This is a genomic window from Sinorhizobium psoraleae, from assembly GCF_013283645.1.
GTDB lineage: Bacteria > Pseudomonadota > Alphaproteobacteria > Rhizobiales > Rhizobiaceae > Sinorhizobium > Sinorhizobium psoraleae.
In genome coordinates, this window is sequence record NZ_JABEKV010000004.1 from 227,918 (window position 1) to 245,846 (window position 17,929).

Below are 17,929 nucleotides of genomic sequence, written 5' to 3' on the forward strand. Positions count from 1 at the left end.
CGGTACGGAAAAACTGACGATTGAAACGAGAACGGCCCGCCAGTTGCTGGCGGGCCGTTCTCGTTCGAATTTATGCTCTCGATATCAGTGCAGGATCTGGCTGAGGAACAATTTGGTGCGCTCGTGCTGCGGATTGTCGAAGAACTCGGCAGGCGAATTCTGTTCGACGATCTGGCCTTGATCCATGAAGATCACTCGGTTGGCGACCTGACGCGCGAAACCCATTTCGTGGGTCACGCACAGCATGGTCATTCCTTCTTCGGCGAGGCTCACCATCGTGTCCAACACTTCCTTGACCATTTCCGGGTCGAGCGCCGAAGTCGGCTCATCGAACAGCAGGATCTTCGGCTTCATGCACAGCGAACGCGCGATCGCCACACGCTGTTGCTGCCCGCCAGAGAGCTGGCCCGGATATTTGTGCGCCTGCTCCGGAATCTTTACGCGCCTCAGGAAGTGCATCGCCACTTCCTCGGCCTGCTTTTTCGGCATCTTGCGAACCCAGATCGGCGCCAGCGTGCAGTTTTCAAGAATCGTCAGATGCGGAAACAGGTTGAAGTGCTGGAAAACCATTCCGACTTCGCGGCGCACCTCATCGATCTTTTTCAGGTCGTTGGTAAGCTCGATGCCATCGACGACGATCTTGCCCTTCTGGTGTTCCTCGAGCCGGTTGATGCAGCGGATCATCGTCGATTTGCCGGAACCGGAAGGGCCGGCGATGACGATGCGCTCGCCTCCCATAACTTTGAGATTGATGTCGCGCAGAACGTGGAAGTCTCCGTACCACTTGTTCATGCCCGTGATTTCGATCGCAACATCGGTCCCGGTCATTTTGGAAGTTGTGGCTAGATTGGCCATGTTATTTCCCCTTTTTATCGTTGTTGGCTCGTGTCGAGCACTCGCTCCATAAAGCCTGAATAGCGCGACATGCCGAAGCAGAAAAGCCAGAATATGAAGCCTGCAAAAATCAGACCCGAGACCGGCGTAACCGCAGAAGCCCAATTCGTATCCGAGAAATTCAGCCGGACGATGCCGAGAAGGTCGAACATGCCGATGATCGAGACCAGCGATGTATCCTTGAACAGGCCGATGAAGGTGTTCACGATTCCGGGGATCACGAGCTTCAGCGCCTGCGGCAGGATGATCAGGTTCATTTTCTGCCAGTAACCCAGGCCGAGCGAATCGGCGCCTTCATATTGACCCTTCGGGATCGCCTGCAGGCCACCGCGCACGACCTCCGCCATATAGGCCGACGCGAAGAGCGATACGCCGATCAGGGCGCGCAGGAATTTGTCGAAAGTGACGCCCTGCGGCAGGAACAGCGGCAGCATCACGCTCGCCATGAAAAGCACTGTAATCAGCGGAATGCCGCGAACGATCTCGATGAAGATCGTGCAGAGCATCTTGATCACGGGCATCGTCGAGCGCCTGCCGAGCGCCAGCAGCACGCCCAGAGGAAGCGAGACTGCAATGCCGACGAACGAAAGGACGAGCGTGACCATGAGGCCGCCCCAGAGCGGCGTCTCTACATAGGTCAGGCCAAACCAGCCGCCCGGCAGCAGAATGATGGCGAGGATCGGCAGCACGACGAGGAGGAGAAACGCGTTCAGTCCCTTGTATGGAACCTTCGGGATCAGCATCGGCACGAGGAAGAGCACGAAGATGATACCGACGAGAGCGGGCCGCCAACGTTCATCAGGCGGATAGCGCCCGAAGATGAACTGGCTGAACTTCGCGTTGACGAAAGCCCAGCAGGCACCACTCCAGCCATCCGGTTGCGAGCCACCCTGCGCCACCGTGGCGCAAACGCCACGACCGCCGCCACTCCAGGCCGCGTCGATGAAGAGCCATTGGATTGCCGGCGGAATCAGCCATGCCAAAACAAGCAGGCTGATGATCGTCAGGGCCGTGTCCTTCGGCGTGGCGAAGAGATTTTTTCTCAGCCAGTAGGCAACGCCGCTTTCCAGCAACGGTGCCGGTGAGGCCTCGATCATCGAGGCACGAACAAAACTTGCCTGGTGCGTGGTCATGATCTCACCTCTCCACCAGAGCCATGCGGGCGTTGTACCAGTTCATGAACAGCGACGTCGCGAGACTGAGGCTCAGATAGACGATGAGCCATATGCTGACCACTTCGATCGCTTGCCCGGTCTGGTTCAGGATCGTACCGCCGACGGCGACGAGGTCGGCATAGCCGATAGCGATCGCGAGCGACGAGTTCTTGGTGAGATTGAGATACTGGCTGGTCAGCGGCGGGATGATGATCCTCATCGCCTGCGGCACGACTACCAGGCGCGTCGTCAGCCTGGGGCGGATGCCGAGCGCGTGCGCCGCCTCCGTCTGCCCCTTGGACACGCCGCGAATGCCCGCGCGGACGATCTCCGCGATGAACGCTGCGGTGTAGAAGGAAAGCGCAAGGAACAGCGACAGGAATTCCGGTCCGACGACCGAACCGCCGGTGAGGTTGAACTTGCCTGCAACAGGCACATCGAAGGTAAGTGGTGCTCCCGTCGCAACGAACGTCACCAGCGGCAAGCCGATGACGAGCCCGAGCACTGTCCAAAGCACCGGAATGCGCTGGCCGGTCTCGGCCTGCTTCCGGCGTGCATAGCGGCTGACCAGGAAGCTGGCGAGCGCGGCCAGGATGAAGGCGTAGAGCGTGTACTGAAAACCGTCTCCGAAGACAGGTCTCGGGAAGGCGACGCCGCGGTTGCTCACGAAGATGTTCAAGGGGAGGGCGAGCGCTTCACGCGCCTGCGGCAACACAGCAAGAACGCCGCTGTACCAGAAGAAGATGACGAGCAACGGAGGAATGTTGCGAAAAACCTCGACATAGGCGAGCGACAGTTTCGCAATGATCCAGTTGTGCGAGAGGCGGCCGATGCCGACGACGAAGCCGATGATCGTTGCCGTGATGATCCCCGCAATCGCCACAAGCAAGGTATTCAAGAAGCCGACAACCAGCGCGCGGCCATAGGTGGAATCACTCGTGAAGGCGATCAGGGATTGCCCGACGTCAAAGCCTGCGCGGCCCCTGACGAAGCCGTATCCGGAAGCGATGTTCGCGCGCCTCAGGTTCTCGATCGTATTGTCGGCGATCCAGTAAATCAGTAGTGCGAGGATAATGACCGTGATTGCCTGGTAGAAAATCCCGCGCACCTGCGGATCGTTGATGAATGAACCGGCAGATTTCTCTTTTTCAGGCGTGGTTGTTGCGCCAATGGCCATGCAATGCCTCTTTCCCCTATCCACTCTTTTTGAGTGTTCTTATCGTTGGGATGGAGGAGCGGTTTCCCGCTCCTCCAAAGTCGCAGGCGATCAGCGGACCGGCGGTGCGTACTGGATGCCGCCCTTGCTCCAGAGCGCATTCAGTCCGCGCTCGATTTTCAGCGGGCTGCCGGCACCGATGTTGCGATCGAAGACTTCGCCGTAGTTGCCGACGGCCTTGATGATGTTGACGGCCCACTCATTGGTCAGGCCGAGGTCGGTACCGATCTTGCTGTCGGCCTCAACGCCAAGGAAGCGCTGGACGTCAGGGTTGGTCGACTTCTTCATCTCTTCGACGTTCGCCTGGGTGATGCCGAATTCTTCAGCCTGGACCAGCGCGTAGTGAACCCAGCTGACGATGTCGAACCACTGGTCGTCGCCCTGGCGGACGGCCGGGCCAAGCGGCTCCTTCGAGATGATTTCCGGCAGGATCATGTGATCATCCGGCTTCGAAAGCGTCAGGCGGAGAGAGTAGAGGCCGGACTGGTCGGTGGTGTAGACGTCGCAACGGCCGGCGTCGTAGGCGGCGTTCACTTCGTCGAGTTTCTCGAAGACGACCGGATTGTACTGCAGGTTGTTCGACTTGAAGTAGTCGGCAAGGTTCAATTCGGTGGTCGTGCCGGTCTGCACGCAGACGGCAGCGCCGGAAAGTTCAAGCGCCGACTTCACGTTCAGGCCCTTGCGGACCATGAAGCCCTGGCCGTCGTAGTAGTTGACCGTGCGGAAGTTGAAGCCGAGCGCGGTGTCGCGGTTGATGGACCAGGTCGTGTTGCGAGCCAGAACGTCGACTTCGCCCGACTGCAGCGCTGGAAAGCGCTCCTTGGCGGAAGTCGGAGTATACTTGACCTTGCTGCCGTCGCCGAAAACTGCCGCGGCGATTGCCTTGCAATAGTCCACGTCGAAACCAGCCCAGTTGCCGGAAGCGTCGGGAGCGGAGAAACCGGCCAGACCGGTGTTGACGCCGCACTGCACGAAGCCTTTGGCCTTCACGTCGTCAAGGGTTGCAGCCGATGCCGCAGGTGCGCCAATACCCATGACAGCAGCGCCAACCAGAGCTGTCAGAATTCGTCTTGCCATTTTTTGAACCTTTTCGGTTGTCGTTAGTTCCCGTCTGCACAGTCGCGCTCTGTCGGCGCGTGCAGCCTCCGCCACCCTCCTGGCGTGAGTGCAATCTATCTCATGCTCAAAATTCACAAGGGTCAAGAGATGTTGCCGATTTTCTGATTTTGCATGTGAAAAACCCGAACTTCGCCAGAAGTTTAGGCAAATTCTCGCCGGGAACTGGGCTTCTTTGAACAAAAAACGGCCAGGTCGGCATTTTGCACCCGCCGTCGGCCTTTCGCCGGAATTTTCCCTTGACCCGGCGGGTGCTGCGTTCGATGAGTTGGCGTCGAATTCAAACAGCGGATTTTTCAATGGCAGACAAGATCAGCGCGCTCAAGGAAACGGGCATCAACACCCGCCTGGCGCACTCCGGCAACAATCCCTCGGATTTCCACGGTTTCGTCAATCCGCCGGTGGTGCACGCTTCCACCGTGCTGTTTCCTAACGCCAGGACCATGGAAAGCCGGGCGCAGAAATACACATACGGGACGCGTGGCACACCGACGACCGACGCGCTTTGCGAGGCGATCAACGAACTCGAGGGTGCTGCCGGAACGATTCTCGTGCCCTCGGGGTTGGCGGCCGTCACGGTGCCGTTCCTGACCTATTTGTCCGCCGGGGACCACGCCCTCGTAGTCGATTCGGTTTACTTCCCGACACGGCATTTCTGCGACACGATGCTGAAGCGCCTCGGCGTCACCGTCGAATACTACGATCCGATGATCGGTGCCGCCATCGAGAGCCTGATCCGCCCGAACACGCGCCTGGTGCATACCGAGGCGCCGGGCTCGAATACGTTCGAAATGCAGGACATTCGTGCGATCGCGGCCGCGGCGCACCGGCACGGCTGCGTTGTGACGATGGACAATACCTGGGCGACGCCGGTTTATTTTCGCCCGCTCGATCACGGTGTGGACGTCTCGATTCATGCGGCGACGAAATACCCGTCAGGGCACTCCGACGTGCTGTTCGGAACCGTGTCGGCGAATGTCGCCCATTGGCCGGCGCTAACCGAGGCGATGGTCACGCTCGGCGTCTGCGCATCGCCGGACGACAGCTATCAGATCCTCAGGGGCTTGCGCACGATGGGGATTCGCCTCGAACGGCATCAGGCGAGCGCGCTGGCGATTGCCGGGTGGCTCGAGAGCCGCGACGAGGTTGCGCGCGTGCTGCATCCGGCGCTGCCGAGCTTTCCGGGACATGACCTCTGGAAGCGCGACTTCGGCGGTGCGAGCGGAATCTTCTCCTTTGTCCTGAAGGCCGACAGCCCGGAAAAGTTCAGGACCAAGGCCCATGCCTTCCTCGATGCGCTCTCGCTGTTCGGCCTCGGCTATTCCTGGGGCGGCTTCGAAAGCCTCGCCGTTCACGTCAATCTCTCCGACCGCAAGGTGGCGAAGGCGCCGTCGGAAGGGCCGGTGATCCGATTGCAGATCGGGCTGGAAGACGTGCCGGATCTTCGCCGTGACATCGAAGCGGGCTTCGCCGCCGCGAACGCCGTTTAACGCTTCAGCGTCCCCTACAGCGCCAAGCGTCCAATCCGACGCGGAAAGGTCGCTGTAGCGCTTTGAATTGGCGCATGTTTTTACCCTTAAATCGGCTACGATTTAAGGGTAGGTGCAGCAGCGCCGTAGCCGTAGAGCCAGTCGAGGTCGGCAGCCAGCGCTTCAGGACCCTTGAGGGCCAGAACCAGATCGCGCCCTAGCCTCACCGGGCCGCGGGCGTGATAGGCGAATCGGTTGAAGGCAGCGCGCTTCCGCACACGATCGATCCGCGACCGCCGTGCGCGATCATATCCGGCAAATGCGGAGGGGATATCCTGGGCTTCAGCGAGGCACCGTGCGAGTTCTCGCGCATCCTCGATCGCCATTGCGGCGCCCTGGGCCGCAAATGGCGTCATGGCATGAGCTGCATCGCCGATGAGAATAGTTCTCGCCCCGTCGTGCCATGCGCCGTCATCGACGGTGCACAAGGGCCAGTAGGTCGCCGCGGTAGCGCGCGTCAGAAGCTCGCGCAGCTTGGGATGCCATCCATCGAAAGCTGCTGCGAGTTCGCGCCGTCTGTCTTCGGAATCCTTGCCGATCCACACGCTGTCGGCGGCCTCGCCCCCGACGATCGCAACAAGGTTGAAGCCGCCGATCTCCTTGATCGGGTAGGCGACGAGGTGCGCATTGGGACCGAGGAAAGCCGTGACGCGATCGGTCGACAGGCAGGCCGTCGCCTCAGCGCCCGGCAGCATCATGCGCCAGGCGATGTTGCCCGAGAACCGTACGGCGCCGGCGCCCGGAATGGACACCCTTGTCTGCGACCAGATACCGTCGGCGCCGACGATTACCTGCGGACGCCGCATCATCGAGCGATCGATGGCTGCCTCCGGCCCGCTCTCGATCCGGCAGCCAAGGTGAACGCGGCAGCGCGGCTCGGCTTTGACCGCGTCGAACAGGATCTTCTGCAGGCTGGCGCGGTGCAGGACGCCATAGGGAGCCGCCCACCGGTTGCGGGCACGGGCACCAGCCGGCACGCTTGCAAGCGAACGTAACGAGTGGCCGTCGACAAGCGCAATCGAGCCCGGCTCGCTCCAGACACTTTCGAGGGCAGGAAGCAGACCGAGTTCGATGAGGATGCGTGACGCATTCGGCGACAATTGCAACCCGGCGCCCACTTCTTTCAAAGCGTCGGCCTGTTCGAATATTTCCGTCTCGAAACCCTGCCGGGCGAGGCAGAGAGCAGTCGTCAGGCCGGCGATACCGGCGCCGACAATTGCGACCGGACCAGCGTTTTGCATCGATCTCTTGCCGGGGAGTTGGGGCGACTTAAGCGGCCTTGCTGGTGAAGAGGCACCCCGGAGGATTCGTATCCGTTGCCTTCAGCGAAGGATTGTAGCGGTAGAGCGTCGAACAATAGGAGCAGACCTTCTCGTTGTCGTCGCCCATGTCGATGAAGATGTGGGGGTGGTCGAAGGGAACGGATGCGCCCGTGCACATGAATTCCTTGACGCCGATTTCGATCGCCTGGTGTCCGCCGTCATTCTGAAAATGCGGGATGCTGTGGCCGGCCATGTCATGCTCCGATAATGCAAGTCTCTGGATGTGAATTTGCCGGCACCATAGTGAGCTTTGCCGTAAATGTGTAGCGGCAAACATGCCGCGCCTGTGGGTTTTTGGACGGCCGGGGGTTTCACGCGAGGGCGTTACAACCTAGTTTGCGCCGAAACAGAACGACCCTTCAGGAAACGAGACATGGATCTGATCCCGCCGCCATTTTCGCACTTCGCGCATGAGGGACTGGAGATCGCCTTCTTCGACGAAGGCGATCCGTCTGGAGAACCTATCCTCCTCATTCACGGTTTTGCGTCGAGCGCCAATGTCAACTGGGTGTATCCGGGCTGGTTGAAGACGCTTGGCGACGCCGGCTACAGGGTTATTGCCTTCGACAATCGCGGCCATGGAAAGAGCAGCAAGCCCTACGATCCTGCGCTCTACCATCCGCAACAGATGGCAGGGGATGCGGCGGCACTTTTGGTCCATCTCGGAATCGGCGAAGCGCATGTCATGGGCTATTCGATGGGCGCGCGCATTTCAGCGTTCCTGGCTTTAATGCATCCGGAGCGCGTGCGCTCGCTCGTGTTCGGCGGCCTTGGAATAGGCATGGTGAGTGGGGTCGGAGACTGGGATCCGATCGCCGACGCGTTGCTTGCACCGTCGCTGGAGAGCGTGACGCATGCGCGCGGCCGTATGTTTCGTGCCTTTGCCGATCAGACCAAGAGCGACCGCCAGGCACTTGCGGCCTGCATTTCCACGTCGCGTGATCTGCTTTCGGCCGAAGATGTGGCGCACATCGACGTACCGGTACTGATCGGTGTCGGAACGAAGGACGAGATTGCCGGATCGGCGCAGGAGCTTGCCGCGCTTATGCCGCGGGCGAGGGCGCTCGACATTCCTGGGCGTGACCACATGCTGGCAGTCGGTGACCGCGTGTTCAAGAAGGCCGTGCTCGAATTTCTTGGCGAGGTCGGGCGAGCGTAAAGCGGATCTGCGACCGGTGGCTGAAATGTCGGGCACCCATTTATGTCGACCGGGAATTACCCTATATTCGAAACCATCGATCGATCATGAAGGAGAGCGACTATGGTCGCCAAGACCGAACTGCGCCATACGGAATCGTTCAAGGCGATAGACCCGATCTGGGACAGCCTGCGCGAGGAAGCCCGGTTGGCCGCCGAGCGCGATCCGATGCTGGCAGCGTTCTTGTATTCGACCGTGGTCAATCAGCACTCCCTGGAAGAGGCTGTCATCTACCGGATTTGCGAACGGCTGGACCATCCGGACCTGCAGGCAAACTTGCTGCGTCAGACCTTCGCCGAAATGCTGGAGGACTGGCCGGAATGGGGCGCGATCCTGCGCGTCGACATCCAGGCGGTCTATGATCGCGACCCGGCGTGCACGCGGTTCATCGAAGCTGTGCTCTATTTCAAGGGATTCCACGCTATCCAGACGCATCGCCTTGCCCACTGGCTATGGAACCAGGGGCGGAGGGATTTCGCACTGTATCTGCAGAGCCGCTCCTCCAGCGTCTTTCAGACCGACATCAATCCTGCAGCCCGGATCGGGCGCGGCATCTTCCTCGATCACGCGACCGGCCTCGTGGTCGGCGAAACGGCAGCCATTGGCGACAATGTGTCGATCCTGCATGGCGTGACGCTTGGCGGCACCGGCAAGGAGGGTAGCGATCGTCACCCGAAGATCGGTGACGGCGTGTTGATCGGGGCGGGTGCGAAGATTCTCGGCAATATCCACATCGGCCATTGCTCGCGCGTGGCCGCCGGTTCGGTCGTGCTGAAGCCCGTTCCCCCCAAAACGACGGTGGCAGGCGTTCCAGCAAAGGTCGTGGGCGAGGCCGGGTGTTCCGAGCCGTCGCGCCAGATGGACCAGATCCTGGCCAGCTTCGACATCTGAGCAGATAGGAGCACCGGCGCCGCAGCAGCCCTTGCCGATTGCTCGGGTCGCAGGCGTTTTGATGGGACGAGGCAGTTGCGAGCGGTTTTCCGCTCGCGTCCGGTTCGTGCCTTGCAGAAAATTGGACAGAAATTCAAGCCGATACGGCGACTTCGCAAGTCTGCAGGGACGCCCGGTGTCCAAGTGGGTTTACACTTGGCAATTCCGCGTGCGAGAAGCGCCGCAAATCAAACATCCACGGAGAAGAGATTTGAAGCCCGAAGAGATCCGAAAGCTTGAAGCCTATTTCAAGCGCACCTTCAACCAATCTATGGTCGTCAAGGCACGGCCGAAGAAGGACGAGTCCGCGGAGGTCTATCTCGGCGACGAATTCCTCGGTGTCGTTTTCCGCGACGAAGAGGATGGAGAGCTTTCGTACAATTTCTCGATGGCGATCCTCGACATCGACCTGTGAGATCGACATCCATCGTCGGATCTTCCACCCGGTTCTGAGCAATCAGGCCGGGTTTTTTCATTAAAAGTCATATTTAACGCGCTCGCGCGAAAAAAATTGCCAGTTTTGTCACGGATTTTCATCAAGTCGTTGCAAGAACAGCGTTTTATTGCGTCGCACACAGAACTTGACTTTTTGTGCACTGCACATAAACTGACTGACAGTTAAGCCGTCCAAAGGAGACACCCTGATGTTTAACTTCGACGATGCGAACAAGAAAAGCAAAGAAGCCATTGACGTTGCTGTCAAAAGCTATTCGACCCTGACCAAGGGTTTTCAGGCCATTGCGACGGAAGCAGCGGACTATTCGAAGAAGTCCTTCGAGGACGGAATTTCCCATTTCGAAAAGCTGACCAATACCAAGAGCCTTGAAGCTGCTTTTGAGCTTCAAACCAATTATCTGAAGGCGAGCTACGAAGGTTTTGTCGCCGAGGCGACGAAGATCGGCGAGATGTACGCTGACCTCGCCAAGGATGCCTATAAGCCTTACGAGGCGCCGGTCGCCAAGGCGACTTCAGCAGTCAAGTCTGCCGCCGCGGCCTGACGACAAAGACCATCGCCATCGTAAGAAGGCCGGTCGCGGTTGCCGCGGCCGGCTTTCTTGCTTTTTGAAATACCGGCCGCTTATGCCCCAAGAAAGTTGATCAATCTTGTGTTTCGCCGTGCGAATATGATTGCAGTGCGTTGGTTCGGCCTTAAAATTCGGAAACGAACTATTAGATAAGGACAAGCACGCCGCAGCCACGTTCGTTGGATGTGCGGCTGTACAAGGAACGAACAAGAATGATCGCCATGCCGGTCCGGATGCAGCAGGGAAGCGAAGGAGACGGAGGCGGGGCCAGTCGTGGCACCTCCGTTATCACGCGTACCAAGCCGAAGACCAAAAAGCCGAGTCTGTATCGTGTTCTGCTTTTGAATGACGATTACACGCCGATGGAATTCGTCATCCATATTCTGGAGCGCTTCTTCCAGAAGGATCGGGAAGAAGCGACCCGCATCATGCTCCACGTCCACAACCACGGTGTGGGAGAGTGCGGCGTCTTCACCTACGAAGTCGCCGAAACCAAGGTGACGCAGGTGATGGATTTCGCCAGGCAGCATCAACATCCGTTGCAATGCGTCATGGAAAAGAAATGAGGAACTAACGTGCCAACATTTTCGCCCAGCCTCGAAAAGGCGCTGCATCAGGCACTGACTTTTGCCAACGAGCGCCACCATGAATATGCGACGCTCGAGCACCTGCTGCTGGCATTGATCGACGATGCCGATGCGGCTGCTGTGATGGGCGCGTGCAACGTAAATCTCGAAACACTTCGCAAGACCGTGACGGATTACGTCGACAACGAACTGTCGAACCTCGTTACCGGCTATGACGAAGATTCCAAGCCGACCGCCGGTTTCCAGCGTGTGATTCAGCGTGCGGTCATCCACGTGCAATCCTCCGGCCGGGAGGAGGTGACGGGCGCCAACGTGCTGGTGGCGATCTTCGCCGAGCGCGAAAGCCACGCCGCCTATTTCCTCCAGGAGCAGGAGATGACCCGCTACGATGCGGTCAACTTCATTTCGCATGGAATCGGCAAGCGGCCGGGAAGCTCAGAGTCGCGGCCGGTGCGCGGGGCCGAGGATCAGGATTCCGAGCAGAAAGCGCCCCGCGAAAGCGAGGAAGCCGGCCCGAAGAAGCAGCAGGACGCGCTGACCGCCTACTGCGTGAACCTCAACGAGAAGGCGAAGTCCGGAAAGATCGATCCGCTGATCGGCCGCCATGCCGAAGTCAATCGTACGATCCAGGTGCTCTGCCGCAGGTCCAAGAACAACCCGCTCTATGTCGGTGACCCCGGCGTCGGCAAGACTGCGATTGCCGAGGGCCTTGCCAAGCGCATCGTCGAAAAGAAGGTGCCGGAGGCGCTCGAAGATGCCACGATCTTCTCGCTCGACATGGGAACGCTGCTCGCCGGAACGCGCTACCGCGGCGACTTCGAGGAGCGTTTGAAGCAGGTCGTCAAGGAGCTCGAGGATTATCCGGGGGCCGTGCTTTTCATCGACGAGATCCACACGGTGATTGGCGCCGGTGCTACGTCGGGCGGCGCGATGGATGCGTCCAACCTTCTGAAGCCGGCGCTCTCGTCGGGTTCGATCCGCTGCATCGGTTCGACGACCTACAAGGAATACCGCCAGTTCTTCGAAAAGGATCGCGCCCTGGTGCGCCGTTTCCAGAAGATCGACGTCAACGAACCGACGATTGCCGACGCCATCGAGATCATGAGAGGGCTGAAGCCGTACTTCGAGGATTATCACCACCTCAAATACACAAACGACGCCATCAAGGCTGCCGTCGAGCTTTCTGCCCGCTACATCAACGATCGGAAGCTGCCGGACAAGGCGATCGATGTCATCGACGAGTCTGGGGCCGCGCAGATGCTGCTTCCCGCTGGCAAGCGTCGCAAGCTGATCACCGAGAAGGAGATCGAGGCGACGATCGCGACGATGGCGCGCATTCCGCCGAAGACCGTTTCCAAGGACGATGAAACCGTTCTCGCCAATCTCGAGAAGGAGCTGAGATCCGTGGTCTATGGCCAGGACCTGGCGATAGAGGCGCTCGCCTCATCGATCAAATTGGCCCGCGCCGGCCTCCGGGAACCGAACAAGCCTATCGGCTGCTATGTGTTCTCCGGCCCGACCGGTGTCGGCAAGACGGAGGTGGCAAAGCAACTGGCGTCCTCGCTGGGTGTCGAGCTTCTGCGTTTCGACATGTCGGAATACATGGAGCGGCACACGGTGTCCCGCCTGCTCGGCGCACCTCCCGGCTATGTTGGCTTCGACCAGGGCGGTCTCCTGACGGACGGCGTCGATCAGCATCCGCATTGCGTCTTGCTCCTCGATGAGATCGAGAAGGCGCATCCGGACCTGTTCAACATCCTCCTGCAGGTGATGGACCATGGTTCGCTGACTGACCACAACGGCAAGAGGATCGACTTCCGCAACGTCATTCTGATCATGACGACCAATGCGGGGGCGTCCGACATGGCTCGGCCGGCGATCGGCTTCGGCTCATCGAAGCGTGAGGGCGAGGATATCGAGGCGCTGAACAAGCTGTTCACGCCGGAATTCCGCAATCGCCTGGACGCGGTCATTCCGTTCAACTCGCTGCCGACGCCGGTTATCCATCAGGTCGTGCAGAAGTTCGTCATGCAGCTTGAGACGCAGCTTGCCGAACGCAACGTGACCTTCGACCTCGCGCCCGACGCCATCGCCTGGCTCGCCGAGAAGGGATACGACGAAAAGATGGGCGCTCGGCCTCTGGCACGCGTCATCCAGGAAAACATCAAGAAGCCGCTTGCCGACGAAATCCTCTTCGGCAAGCTCAAGAAGGGTGGCGTCGTCAAGGTGACGATCGGCACGAAGGAGGACGGTACCAAGGGCCTGATGCTCGATGCCGTCCCTGAAACGGCGCCGATCAAGCCGAAGGCTGAAGTGTCGCGTCCCGCAGGCAAGGGCGCCAAGCCCAAGAAAGGCGACGAGAAGGAAACCGTCGCCGCCGACTCCGGGCCGAAGCCAAAGGCGAAGAAGACTGCAGCGAAAGCATCCTCCAAGGACCGCACGTCAGAGGCGGCCCCGCTGAAGGGCCGGACGGTTCCCAAGGTGCCGCGCAAGAAGTAACGCGATCGCTATTAAACACGACCGTGCCGGATGAGCTTCATCCGGCACGGTCGTGTTACCGCATGTTTCCTTAAATCGGAGCCGACCTAAAGCGCGTCGCATTCAATTGGAGTCACGCGACGCGCTCTAAGTCCTTGTTTGCATGCATGTCGTTGTCCCGATACCGCTGCCCACTTTCGGGCGACATGCATTAGGATAAGACATGCGGCAACTCAAAGTGCTACAGCGGCCTTTCTTTGAAGCTCGGTGCAGGTGAGTAAGCGTAACTTGCAGGTGTCCATGGAACGCGTTGAAGACGAACGATCATCTCTCGCCTGGTTTCTGACCGGCGCGTGCGGAATATTCAGCCTGCCCGCCATGATCCTGATGCTTTCCTTCGTCGGCTTTTGTTCGCTGACCGTGCAGGCCGGCGTCCCGCCGGAGCAGGTCGTGTTCATGACGGGCATTGTCTGGGCGCTGCCCGCGAAGGTTATCCTCGTGAGCTCGGTTCTGAGCGGCGCGAGCCTTGCGACGACCTTTCTCGCGGTGACGCTCTCGTCCGTGCGGCTCATGCCGATGGTGGCAGCCCTTGTCCCTGAATTGCGCACGGCGAAGACGCCAACATGGCTGCTTCTCGTATTGTCGCACTTTATCGCGATCACCGCCTGGGTGTTTGCGATGGAGCGCGTGCAACAAGTGCCGCGCCCGCACCGCGTGACATTCTTCGCTGGCTTCGGCATTACGCTCGTCGCCGCAAACATGATGCTCGTGGCAGTCGTCTATCGTCTCGTCACCGACTTTCCGCCGATCGTCGCCGGCTGCCTCTTCTTTCTGACGCCTGTCTATTTTCTCGCCTCGATCTGGAATTCCGCGCGCCATCGCGTGGTCTATCTGGCGCTTGCCGCCGGCCTTGTTGCGGGACCGCTTTTCTATTGGCTGCTGCCGGAGTTCGACATCCTGCTTGCGGGCGTCGGCGGTGGAACGCTCGCTTGGCTCGCCGAGCGGTTCTGGCGCCCGCGACGGGAGGCGGGTGCGTGATGTGGCTTGAAGGTTGGTGGGCTTATGTCTTCATCGCGATTGCCGGCTGGCTCGCGACCGATATCTGGAGATGGCTCGGCGTGCTCGCCGGCAAGCGCCTTCGCGAGGACTCCGAGGCATTGAACTGGGTAAGGGCGGTAGCGACAGCGCTGGTCGCGGCCGTCATCGCAAAGCTTATCCTCTATCCGAACGGCGTTCTCGAACAATCACCTCTATGGTTGCGGCTAGGGGCCGTGGCGCTTGGCGCGATCGCGTTTTTCTTCGCCCGCCAAATACCGGCGGTCGGCATCGCAACGGCAATCGCGACACTCGCCGCCGGACTCTGGTGGCAGGGTTTCTAGACTAGTCCAGAGGGAACTGCTTCGCGGCGTCGGGAGATATTATCCGTGGTGAGGCCGCTTAGAGCGCCCCGCGGATCTTTTCCGCGTTCGCCGCAAGCACTGCGCCATCTTCCATCTTGCCGGAATGCGGCTTCAGCGGAATGCCTTCGCGACGGGGTATGACATGGAAGTGCAGGTGGTAGACGGACTGTCCGGCGGGCGCTTCGTTGAACTGCATGATCGTTACGCCGTCCGCGTCAAAAGCTTCCTTGGCCGCGATCGCGATCTTTTGAACCGTGCCGATCAGCGACGGCAGCGTTGCCGCGTCGGCATCGAGAATGTTGCGGGAAGGGGTCTTGGGCAGCACCAGGACGTGGCCTTCCGCCTGCGGCATCACGTCCATGAAGGCGACCGTCGCATCATCCTCGTAGACCTTGTGAGATGGAATTTCGCCCCGCAGGATCTTGGCGAAGATATTGTTCGTGTCATACGTGCTCATTTTCCTATCCTCGTAATGTCGCGCCGGCGTGGTCGGCGTCCTGTCAGTCGTCCCAGATCACGATAAGTTAAAGCGGGATGCGGGCGGAAAACCGCACACACTTTTCCTCATCCGCTCTAGCGCTCACCTTTGCGGAAAGGTCCGTGCTCCGCAAGAAATTCGCCGGTTTCTTCCACATCGCGGCGTTCGCGTTCGAGATAGTCGGCAACCGCCCGCGCGAGCCCCGAGTGGGTGATGAAGTGCGCCGAATGCGTGGTGACGGGCATGTAGCCGCGGGCGAGCTTGTGCTCTCCTTGTGCTCCCGCCTCGACGCGCTTCAATCCCTTGGCGATCGCGAAATCGATCGCCTGATGGTAGCAGACCTCGAAGTGCAGGAACGGGTGGTCCTCGACGCAACCCCAATGCCGGCCGTAGAGCGCGTCACTGCCGATGAAGTTGATTGCACCAGCGATATATCGGCCGCCGCGCTTGGCCATGACGAGCAAGATGTCGTCGGGCATCCTTTCACCGATCAGCGAATAGAAGGCACGGGTGAGGTATGGGCGACCCCACTTGCGGCCGCCGGTATCCATATAGAAGGAGAAGAACTGGTCCCAGATCGCCTCGGTCAGATCGCTCCCGGTCAGCCAATCGATCGTTATGCCGCTTTCGACTGCCGTCCGGCGTTCTTTTTTCAGTGCCTTGCGCTTCCGGGATGCCAGCGTTTCGAGAAAGTCGCCATAGGATCCGTAGCCTTCATTGGTGAAATGAAACTGCTGGTCGGTCCGATGAAGAAAGCCCGCCCGTTCGAAGGTCGGCATTTCGTCCGCCGATACGAAGGTTACGTGAGCCGAGGAGACGCCGTGGCGGCGCGTGAGTTCCTTCAGTCCCGCGGCAAGCGCATCGCGAACCGGCTGCGGATCGCGCCCTTCGGTGGTGAGCAGGCGTGGTCCTGTGACCGGCGTGAAGGGAACGGAGCACTGCAGCTTCGGATAATAGCGGCCACCCGCGCGCTCGAAGGCGTCGGCCCATCCATGGTCGAAGACGTATTCGCCCTGGCTGTGGCTTTTCATGTAGCAGGCAAGGCCGCCGCGCAGGAAACCGTCCGCATCCTCCATCAGCAGATGTTGCCCTAGCCATCCCGTTTCCGCGGTCGCTGAGCCTGACTCCTCCAGTGCGGACAGGTAGGCGTGCGAGACAAAGGGATTGTAGGGAACGCTGGTACTCAGCTTCGAGGCGCCGGCGAGCCGATTCCAGTTCGCCGGCGAGATCGATGTAAACGAGTGCTCGATGCGGATGTTGATGGCGTCTGTCATGAGCTTAGGAAATCATGGTCTCCCGTGGATCGAAACCCTCGAATGTCATCTGATCGGCATGGGCGAAGGTGTGTTCCTGCGCCTGCGGGTCGCGCACCGTCCAGGTGATGATGGTGTGTCCAAGCGCGCGTTCCTTGCTGATGAAGGCGTTCGGCAGGTGGCCGTAGAAATAGGAGATGAAGTCGAGGCCAAGCTGCATCGCTTCCTCATGCACGAAGAAGCGCTCCGGTTCGGCGCCCTCGGCCGTCAGGCCAAGCGGATAGGGCGCGTCGAGCGCCTTGAGGTCCTTCAGCAGCCAATGATCAAAGCTCATCAGCGCCACCTGGCCCTTATAGCCTTCGAGCGTATCGAGCACCGCGGCGGCAAAGCCTTCGTCGTCGCCTCTCCGGCCCTTTAGTTCGATGACGAGCGGCACGCGGCCGTTAACGAGGCGGAGCATCTGCGACAGCGTCGGCACCTTGTCCTTGGTGCCGCCGACCGACATCAGCCCGAGCTCTCCTGCGGTCCGTGCCCGAACATCCCCCCTTATGCCGCAAAGGCGCTCCGTGGTGTCGTCATGAAAGACAACCGGAATACTGTCGGCGGTATATTGCAGGTCGCATTCGATCGCGAAACCCGCTTCGGCGGCGCGGGAAAACGCCGAAAGCGTGTTTTCCCAAACCTCCCGATTCATGTCGTGATAGCCCCGATGGGCGATCGGTTGGGCCTTGAGCCAGGAAATATCCTTCATGCGATTCCTCGGATCAGGCGATTTCGATGACGGCGTCGATTTCGACGGCCGCGTTGAAGGGTAGGGCGGCCATGCCCACCGCGGCGCGCGCATGCTTGCCGGCCTCGCCAAGCACGTTGGCGAGCAGGTTGGACGCGCCGTTGATGACGAGGTGCTGTTCGACGAAATCCGGGACGGACGCGACGAAGCCGTTGATCTTGACGAGGCGGCGGATGCGCCCGAGATCGTCGGAAAGCGCTGCCTTTGCCTGGGCGAGGATGTTGATGGCGCAGAGTTCCGCGGCACGCTGGGCAGTCGCAATATCGACATCCTTGCCGACATGCCCGGTCACCGCGACCTTGCCGCCTTCCATGGGCAACTGCCCGGAAATATAGAGCATCGAGCCGCTGATCACGTAGGGAACATAGTTCGCTGCGGGCGCTGCTGCCAAGGGCAGGGTAATGCCAAGTTCGGCGAGGCGCGTTTCGATCTCTGCGGACATGGAAGGCTCCGTTGTTGTCTTTTGTGATAAAATCCGGCATGCAAGCTGGATCGCGACGGGCGTCAATCTTTCGTCGCGGATCTGCCTCGCTTCTGCCGACAGTTTGTTTATAGCATT

Annotated in this window: 19 protein-coding genes; 9 read left to right on the forward strand and 10 right to left on the reverse strand. The window is 60.0% G+C overall.

The features are described 5' to 3' along the window. Positions 1-84: 84 nt before the first annotated feature. From ILFOPFJJ_RS22085 to ILFOPFJJ_RS22100, 4 genes are all read right to left on the reverse strand, one after another. A complete protein-coding gene (locus ILFOPFJJ_RS22085) occupies positions 85-855 on the reverse strand; it encodes an amino acid ABC transporter ATP-binding protein (protein WP_173512708.1) in 771 nt (256 codons plus the stop codon). 14 nt (positions 856-869) lie between these two features. Further along, positions 870-2,027 carry an amino acid ABC transporter permease gene (locus ILFOPFJJ_RS22090; RefSeq protein WP_173512709.1) on the reverse strand — a complete coding sequence of 386 codons (1,158 nt, stop codon included), beginning with the start codon at positions 2,025-2,027 and terminating at the stop codon, positions 870-872. Between the two features lie 4 nt (positions 2,028-2,031). Beyond that, on the reverse strand, positions 2,032-3,225 hold the full coding sequence (locus ILFOPFJJ_RS22095) for an amino acid ABC transporter permease (protein ID WP_173512710.1): 1,194 nt from the start codon (positions 3,223-3,225) through the stop codon (positions 2,032-2,034). 90 nt (positions 3,226-3,315) lie between these two features. Next, complete coding sequence (locus ILFOPFJJ_RS22100; protein ID WP_173512711.1) at positions 3,316-4,341, reverse strand: amino acid ABC transporter substrate-binding protein; 1,026 nt, start codon at positions 4,339-4,341, stop codon at positions 3,316-3,318. A 338-nt stretch (positions 4,342-4,679) separates the two neighbouring features. On the opposite strand from ILFOPFJJ_RS22100, the gene ILFOPFJJ_RS22105 reads away from it, so the two are divergent. Then, on the forward strand, positions 4,680-5,870 hold the full coding sequence (locus ILFOPFJJ_RS22105) for a cystathionine beta-lyase (protein WP_173512712.1): 1,191 nt from the start codon (positions 4,680-4,682) through the stop codon (positions 5,868-5,870). Between the two features lie 95 nt (positions 5,871-5,965). Here the strand turns inward: ILFOPFJJ_RS22105 and ILFOPFJJ_RS22110 are convergent, their stop codons facing one another. Continuing rightward, positions 5,966-7,150: an FAD-dependent oxidoreductase gene (locus ILFOPFJJ_RS22110; protein WP_173512713.1), complete on the reverse strand. Its 1,185-nt coding sequence runs from the start codon at positions 7,148-7,150 to the stop codon at positions 5,966-5,968. A 28-nt stretch (positions 7,151-7,178) separates the two neighbouring features. Beyond that, a complete protein-coding gene (locus tag ILFOPFJJ_RS22115) occupies positions 7,179-7,424 on the reverse strand; it encodes a zinc-finger domain-containing protein (RefSeq protein WP_173512714.1) in 246 nt (81 codons plus the stop codon). Between the two features lie 180 nt (positions 7,425-7,604). Between ILFOPFJJ_RS22115 and ILFOPFJJ_RS22120 the strand changes: the two genes are divergently transcribed. The 8 genes from ILFOPFJJ_RS22120 to ILFOPFJJ_RS22155 all read left to right on the forward strand — a co-directional run bounded on the left by ILFOPFJJ_RS22120 (position 7,605) and on the right by ILFOPFJJ_RS22155 (position 14,828). Next, positions 7,605-8,390 carry an alpha/beta fold hydrolase gene (locus ILFOPFJJ_RS22120; protein WP_173512715.1) on the forward strand — a complete coding sequence of 262 codons (786 nt, stop codon included), beginning with the start codon at positions 7,605-7,607 and terminating at the stop codon, positions 8,388-8,390. Positions 8,391-8,492: 102 nt separating this feature from the next. Then, positions 8,493-9,320 carry a serine O-acetyltransferase gene (gene cysE / locus ILFOPFJJ_RS22125; RefSeq protein WP_173512716.1) on the forward strand — a complete coding sequence of 276 codons (828 nt, stop codon included), beginning with the start codon at positions 8,493-8,495 and terminating at the stop codon, positions 9,318-9,320. Positions 9,321-9,570: 250 nt separating this feature from the next. Next, positions 9,571-9,774 carry a DUF3126 family protein gene (locus ILFOPFJJ_RS22130; protein WP_034854672.1) on the forward strand — a complete coding sequence of 68 codons (204 nt, stop codon included), beginning with the start codon at positions 9,571-9,573 and terminating at the stop codon, positions 9,772-9,774. Between the two features lie 229 nt (positions 9,775-10,003). Next, complete coding sequence (locus ILFOPFJJ_RS22135; protein WP_173512717.1) at positions 10,004-10,357, forward strand: phasin family protein; 354 nt, start codon at positions 10,004-10,006, stop codon at positions 10,355-10,357. Between the two features lie 239 nt (positions 10,358-10,596). Continuing rightward, positions 10,597-10,950 (forward strand): ATP-dependent Clp protease adapter ClpS, encoded by a 354-nt coding sequence (clpS, locus tag ILFOPFJJ_RS22140; protein ID WP_173512718.1) that lies wholly within the window; start codon positions 10,597-10,599, stop codon positions 10,948-10,950. Positions 10,951-10,959: 9 nt separating this feature from the next. Beyond that, positions 10,960-13,470, forward strand: coding sequence for an ATP-dependent Clp protease ATP-binding subunit ClpA (clpA, locus tag ILFOPFJJ_RS22145; protein WP_173512719.1), 2,511 nt, complete (start codon positions 10,960-10,962; stop codon positions 13,468-13,470). Between the two features lie 279 nt (positions 13,471-13,749). Beyond that, on the forward strand, positions 13,750-14,487 hold the full coding sequence (locus tag ILFOPFJJ_RS22150; RefSeq protein ID WP_173512720.1) for an AzlC family ABC transporter permease: 738 nt from the start codon (positions 13,750-13,752) through the stop codon (positions 14,485-14,487). Continuing rightward, a complete protein-coding gene (locus tag ILFOPFJJ_RS22155; RefSeq protein ID WP_173513320.1) occupies positions 14,487-14,828 on the forward strand; it encodes an AzlD domain-containing protein in 342 nt (113 codons plus the stop codon). Before ILFOPFJJ_RS22150 ends, ILFOPFJJ_RS22155 begins: the two co-directional genes overlap by 1 nt. 58 nt (positions 14,829-14,886) lie before the next feature. On the opposite strand, the gene ILFOPFJJ_RS22160 is transcribed toward ILFOPFJJ_RS22155, so the two are convergent. The 4 genes from ILFOPFJJ_RS22160 to ILFOPFJJ_RS22175 form a co-directional block, all read right to left on the reverse strand. After that, positions 14,887-15,306, reverse strand: coding sequence for an HIT family protein (locus ILFOPFJJ_RS22160; protein ID WP_173512721.1), 420 nt, complete (start codon positions 15,304-15,306; stop codon positions 14,887-14,889). A 116-nt stretch (positions 15,307-15,422) separates the two neighbouring features. Continuing rightward, entirely contained in the window at positions 15,423-16,601 is a 1,179-nt protein-coding gene (locus tag ILFOPFJJ_RS22165) for a GNAT family N-acetyltransferase (RefSeq protein ID WP_173512722.1), read from the reverse strand. 4 nt (positions 16,602-16,605) lie between these two features. Beyond that, complete coding sequence (locus ILFOPFJJ_RS22170) at positions 16,606-17,331, reverse strand: glycerophosphodiester phosphodiesterase (RefSeq protein ID WP_173512723.1); 726 nt, start codon at positions 17,329-17,331, stop codon at positions 16,606-16,608. Positions 17,332-17,344: 13 nt separating this feature from the next. After that, a complete protein-coding gene (locus tag ILFOPFJJ_RS22175; protein ID WP_173512724.1) occupies positions 17,345-17,812 on the reverse strand; it encodes a RidA family protein in 468 nt (155 codons plus the stop codon). Positions 17,813-17,929 lie beyond the last annotated feature (117 nt).

What these genes read in the sequence shown, in the direction of transcription:
- ILFOPFJJ_RS22085 (WP_173512708.1), bottom strand. Translation starts at nt 855, where the DNA reads ATGGCCAATCTAGCCACAACTTCCAAAATGACCGGGACCGATGTTGCG.
- ILFOPFJJ_RS22090 (WP_173512709.1), bottom strand. Translation starts at nt 2,027, where the DNA reads ATGACCACGCACCAGGCAAGTTTTGTTCGTGCCTCGATGATCGAGGCC.
- ILFOPFJJ_RS22095 (WP_173512710.1), bottom strand. Translation starts at nt 3,225, where the DNA reads ATGGCCATTGGCGCAACAACCACGCCTGAAAAAGAGAAATCTGCCGGT.
- ILFOPFJJ_RS22100 (WP_173512711.1), bottom strand. Translation starts at nt 4,341, where the DNA reads ATGGCAAGACGAATTCTGACAGCTCTGGTTGGCGCTGCTGTCATGGGT.
- ILFOPFJJ_RS22105 (WP_173512712.1), top strand. Translation starts at nt 4,680, where the DNA reads ATGGCAGACAAGATCAGCGCGCTCAAGGAAACGGGCATCAACACCCGC.
- ILFOPFJJ_RS22110 (WP_173512713.1), bottom strand. Translation starts at nt 7,150, where the DNA reads ATGCAAAACGCTGGTCCGGTCGCAATTGTCGGCGCCGGTATCGCCGGC.
- ILFOPFJJ_RS22115 (WP_173512714.1), bottom strand. Translation starts at nt 7,424, where the DNA reads ATGGCCGGCCACAGCATCCCGCATTTTCAGAATGACGGCGGACACCAG.
- ILFOPFJJ_RS22120 (WP_173512715.1), top strand. Translation starts at nt 7,605, where the DNA reads ATGGATCTGATCCCGCCGCCATTTTCGCACTTCGCGCATGAGGGACTG.
- cysE (WP_173512716.1), top strand. Translation starts at nt 8,493, where the DNA reads ATGGTCGCCAAGACCGAACTGCGCCATACGGAATCGTTCAAGGCGATA.
- ILFOPFJJ_RS22135 (WP_173512717.1), top strand. Translation starts at nt 10,004, where the DNA reads ATGTTTAACTTCGACGATGCGAACAAGAAAAGCAAAGAAGCCATTGAC.
- clpS (WP_173512718.1), top strand. Translation starts at nt 10,597, where the DNA reads ATGATCGCCATGCCGGTCCGGATGCAGCAGGGAAGCGAAGGAGACGGA.
- ILFOPFJJ_RS22150 (WP_173512720.1), top strand. Translation starts at nt 13,750, where the DNA reads ATGGAACGCGTTGAAGACGAACGATCATCTCTCGCCTGGTTTCTGACC.
- ILFOPFJJ_RS22155 (WP_173513320.1), top strand. Translation starts at nt 14,487, where the DNA reads ATGTGGCTTGAAGGTTGGTGGGCTTATGTCTTCATCGCGATTGCCGGC.
- ILFOPFJJ_RS22160 (WP_173512721.1), bottom strand. Translation starts at nt 15,306, where the DNA reads ATGAGCACGTATGACACGAACAATATCTTCGCCAAGATCCTGCGGGGC.
- ILFOPFJJ_RS22165 (WP_173512722.1), bottom strand. Translation starts at nt 16,601, where the DNA reads ATGACAGACGCCATCAACATCCGCATCGAGCACTCGTTTACATCGATC.
- ILFOPFJJ_RS22170 (WP_173512723.1), bottom strand. Translation starts at nt 17,331, where the DNA reads ATGAAGGATATTTCCTGGCTCAAGGCCCAACCGATCGCCCATCGGGGC.
- ILFOPFJJ_RS22175 (WP_173512724.1), bottom strand. Translation starts at nt 17,812, where the DNA reads ATGTCCGCAGAGATCGAAACGCGCCTCGCCGAACTTGGCATTACCCTG.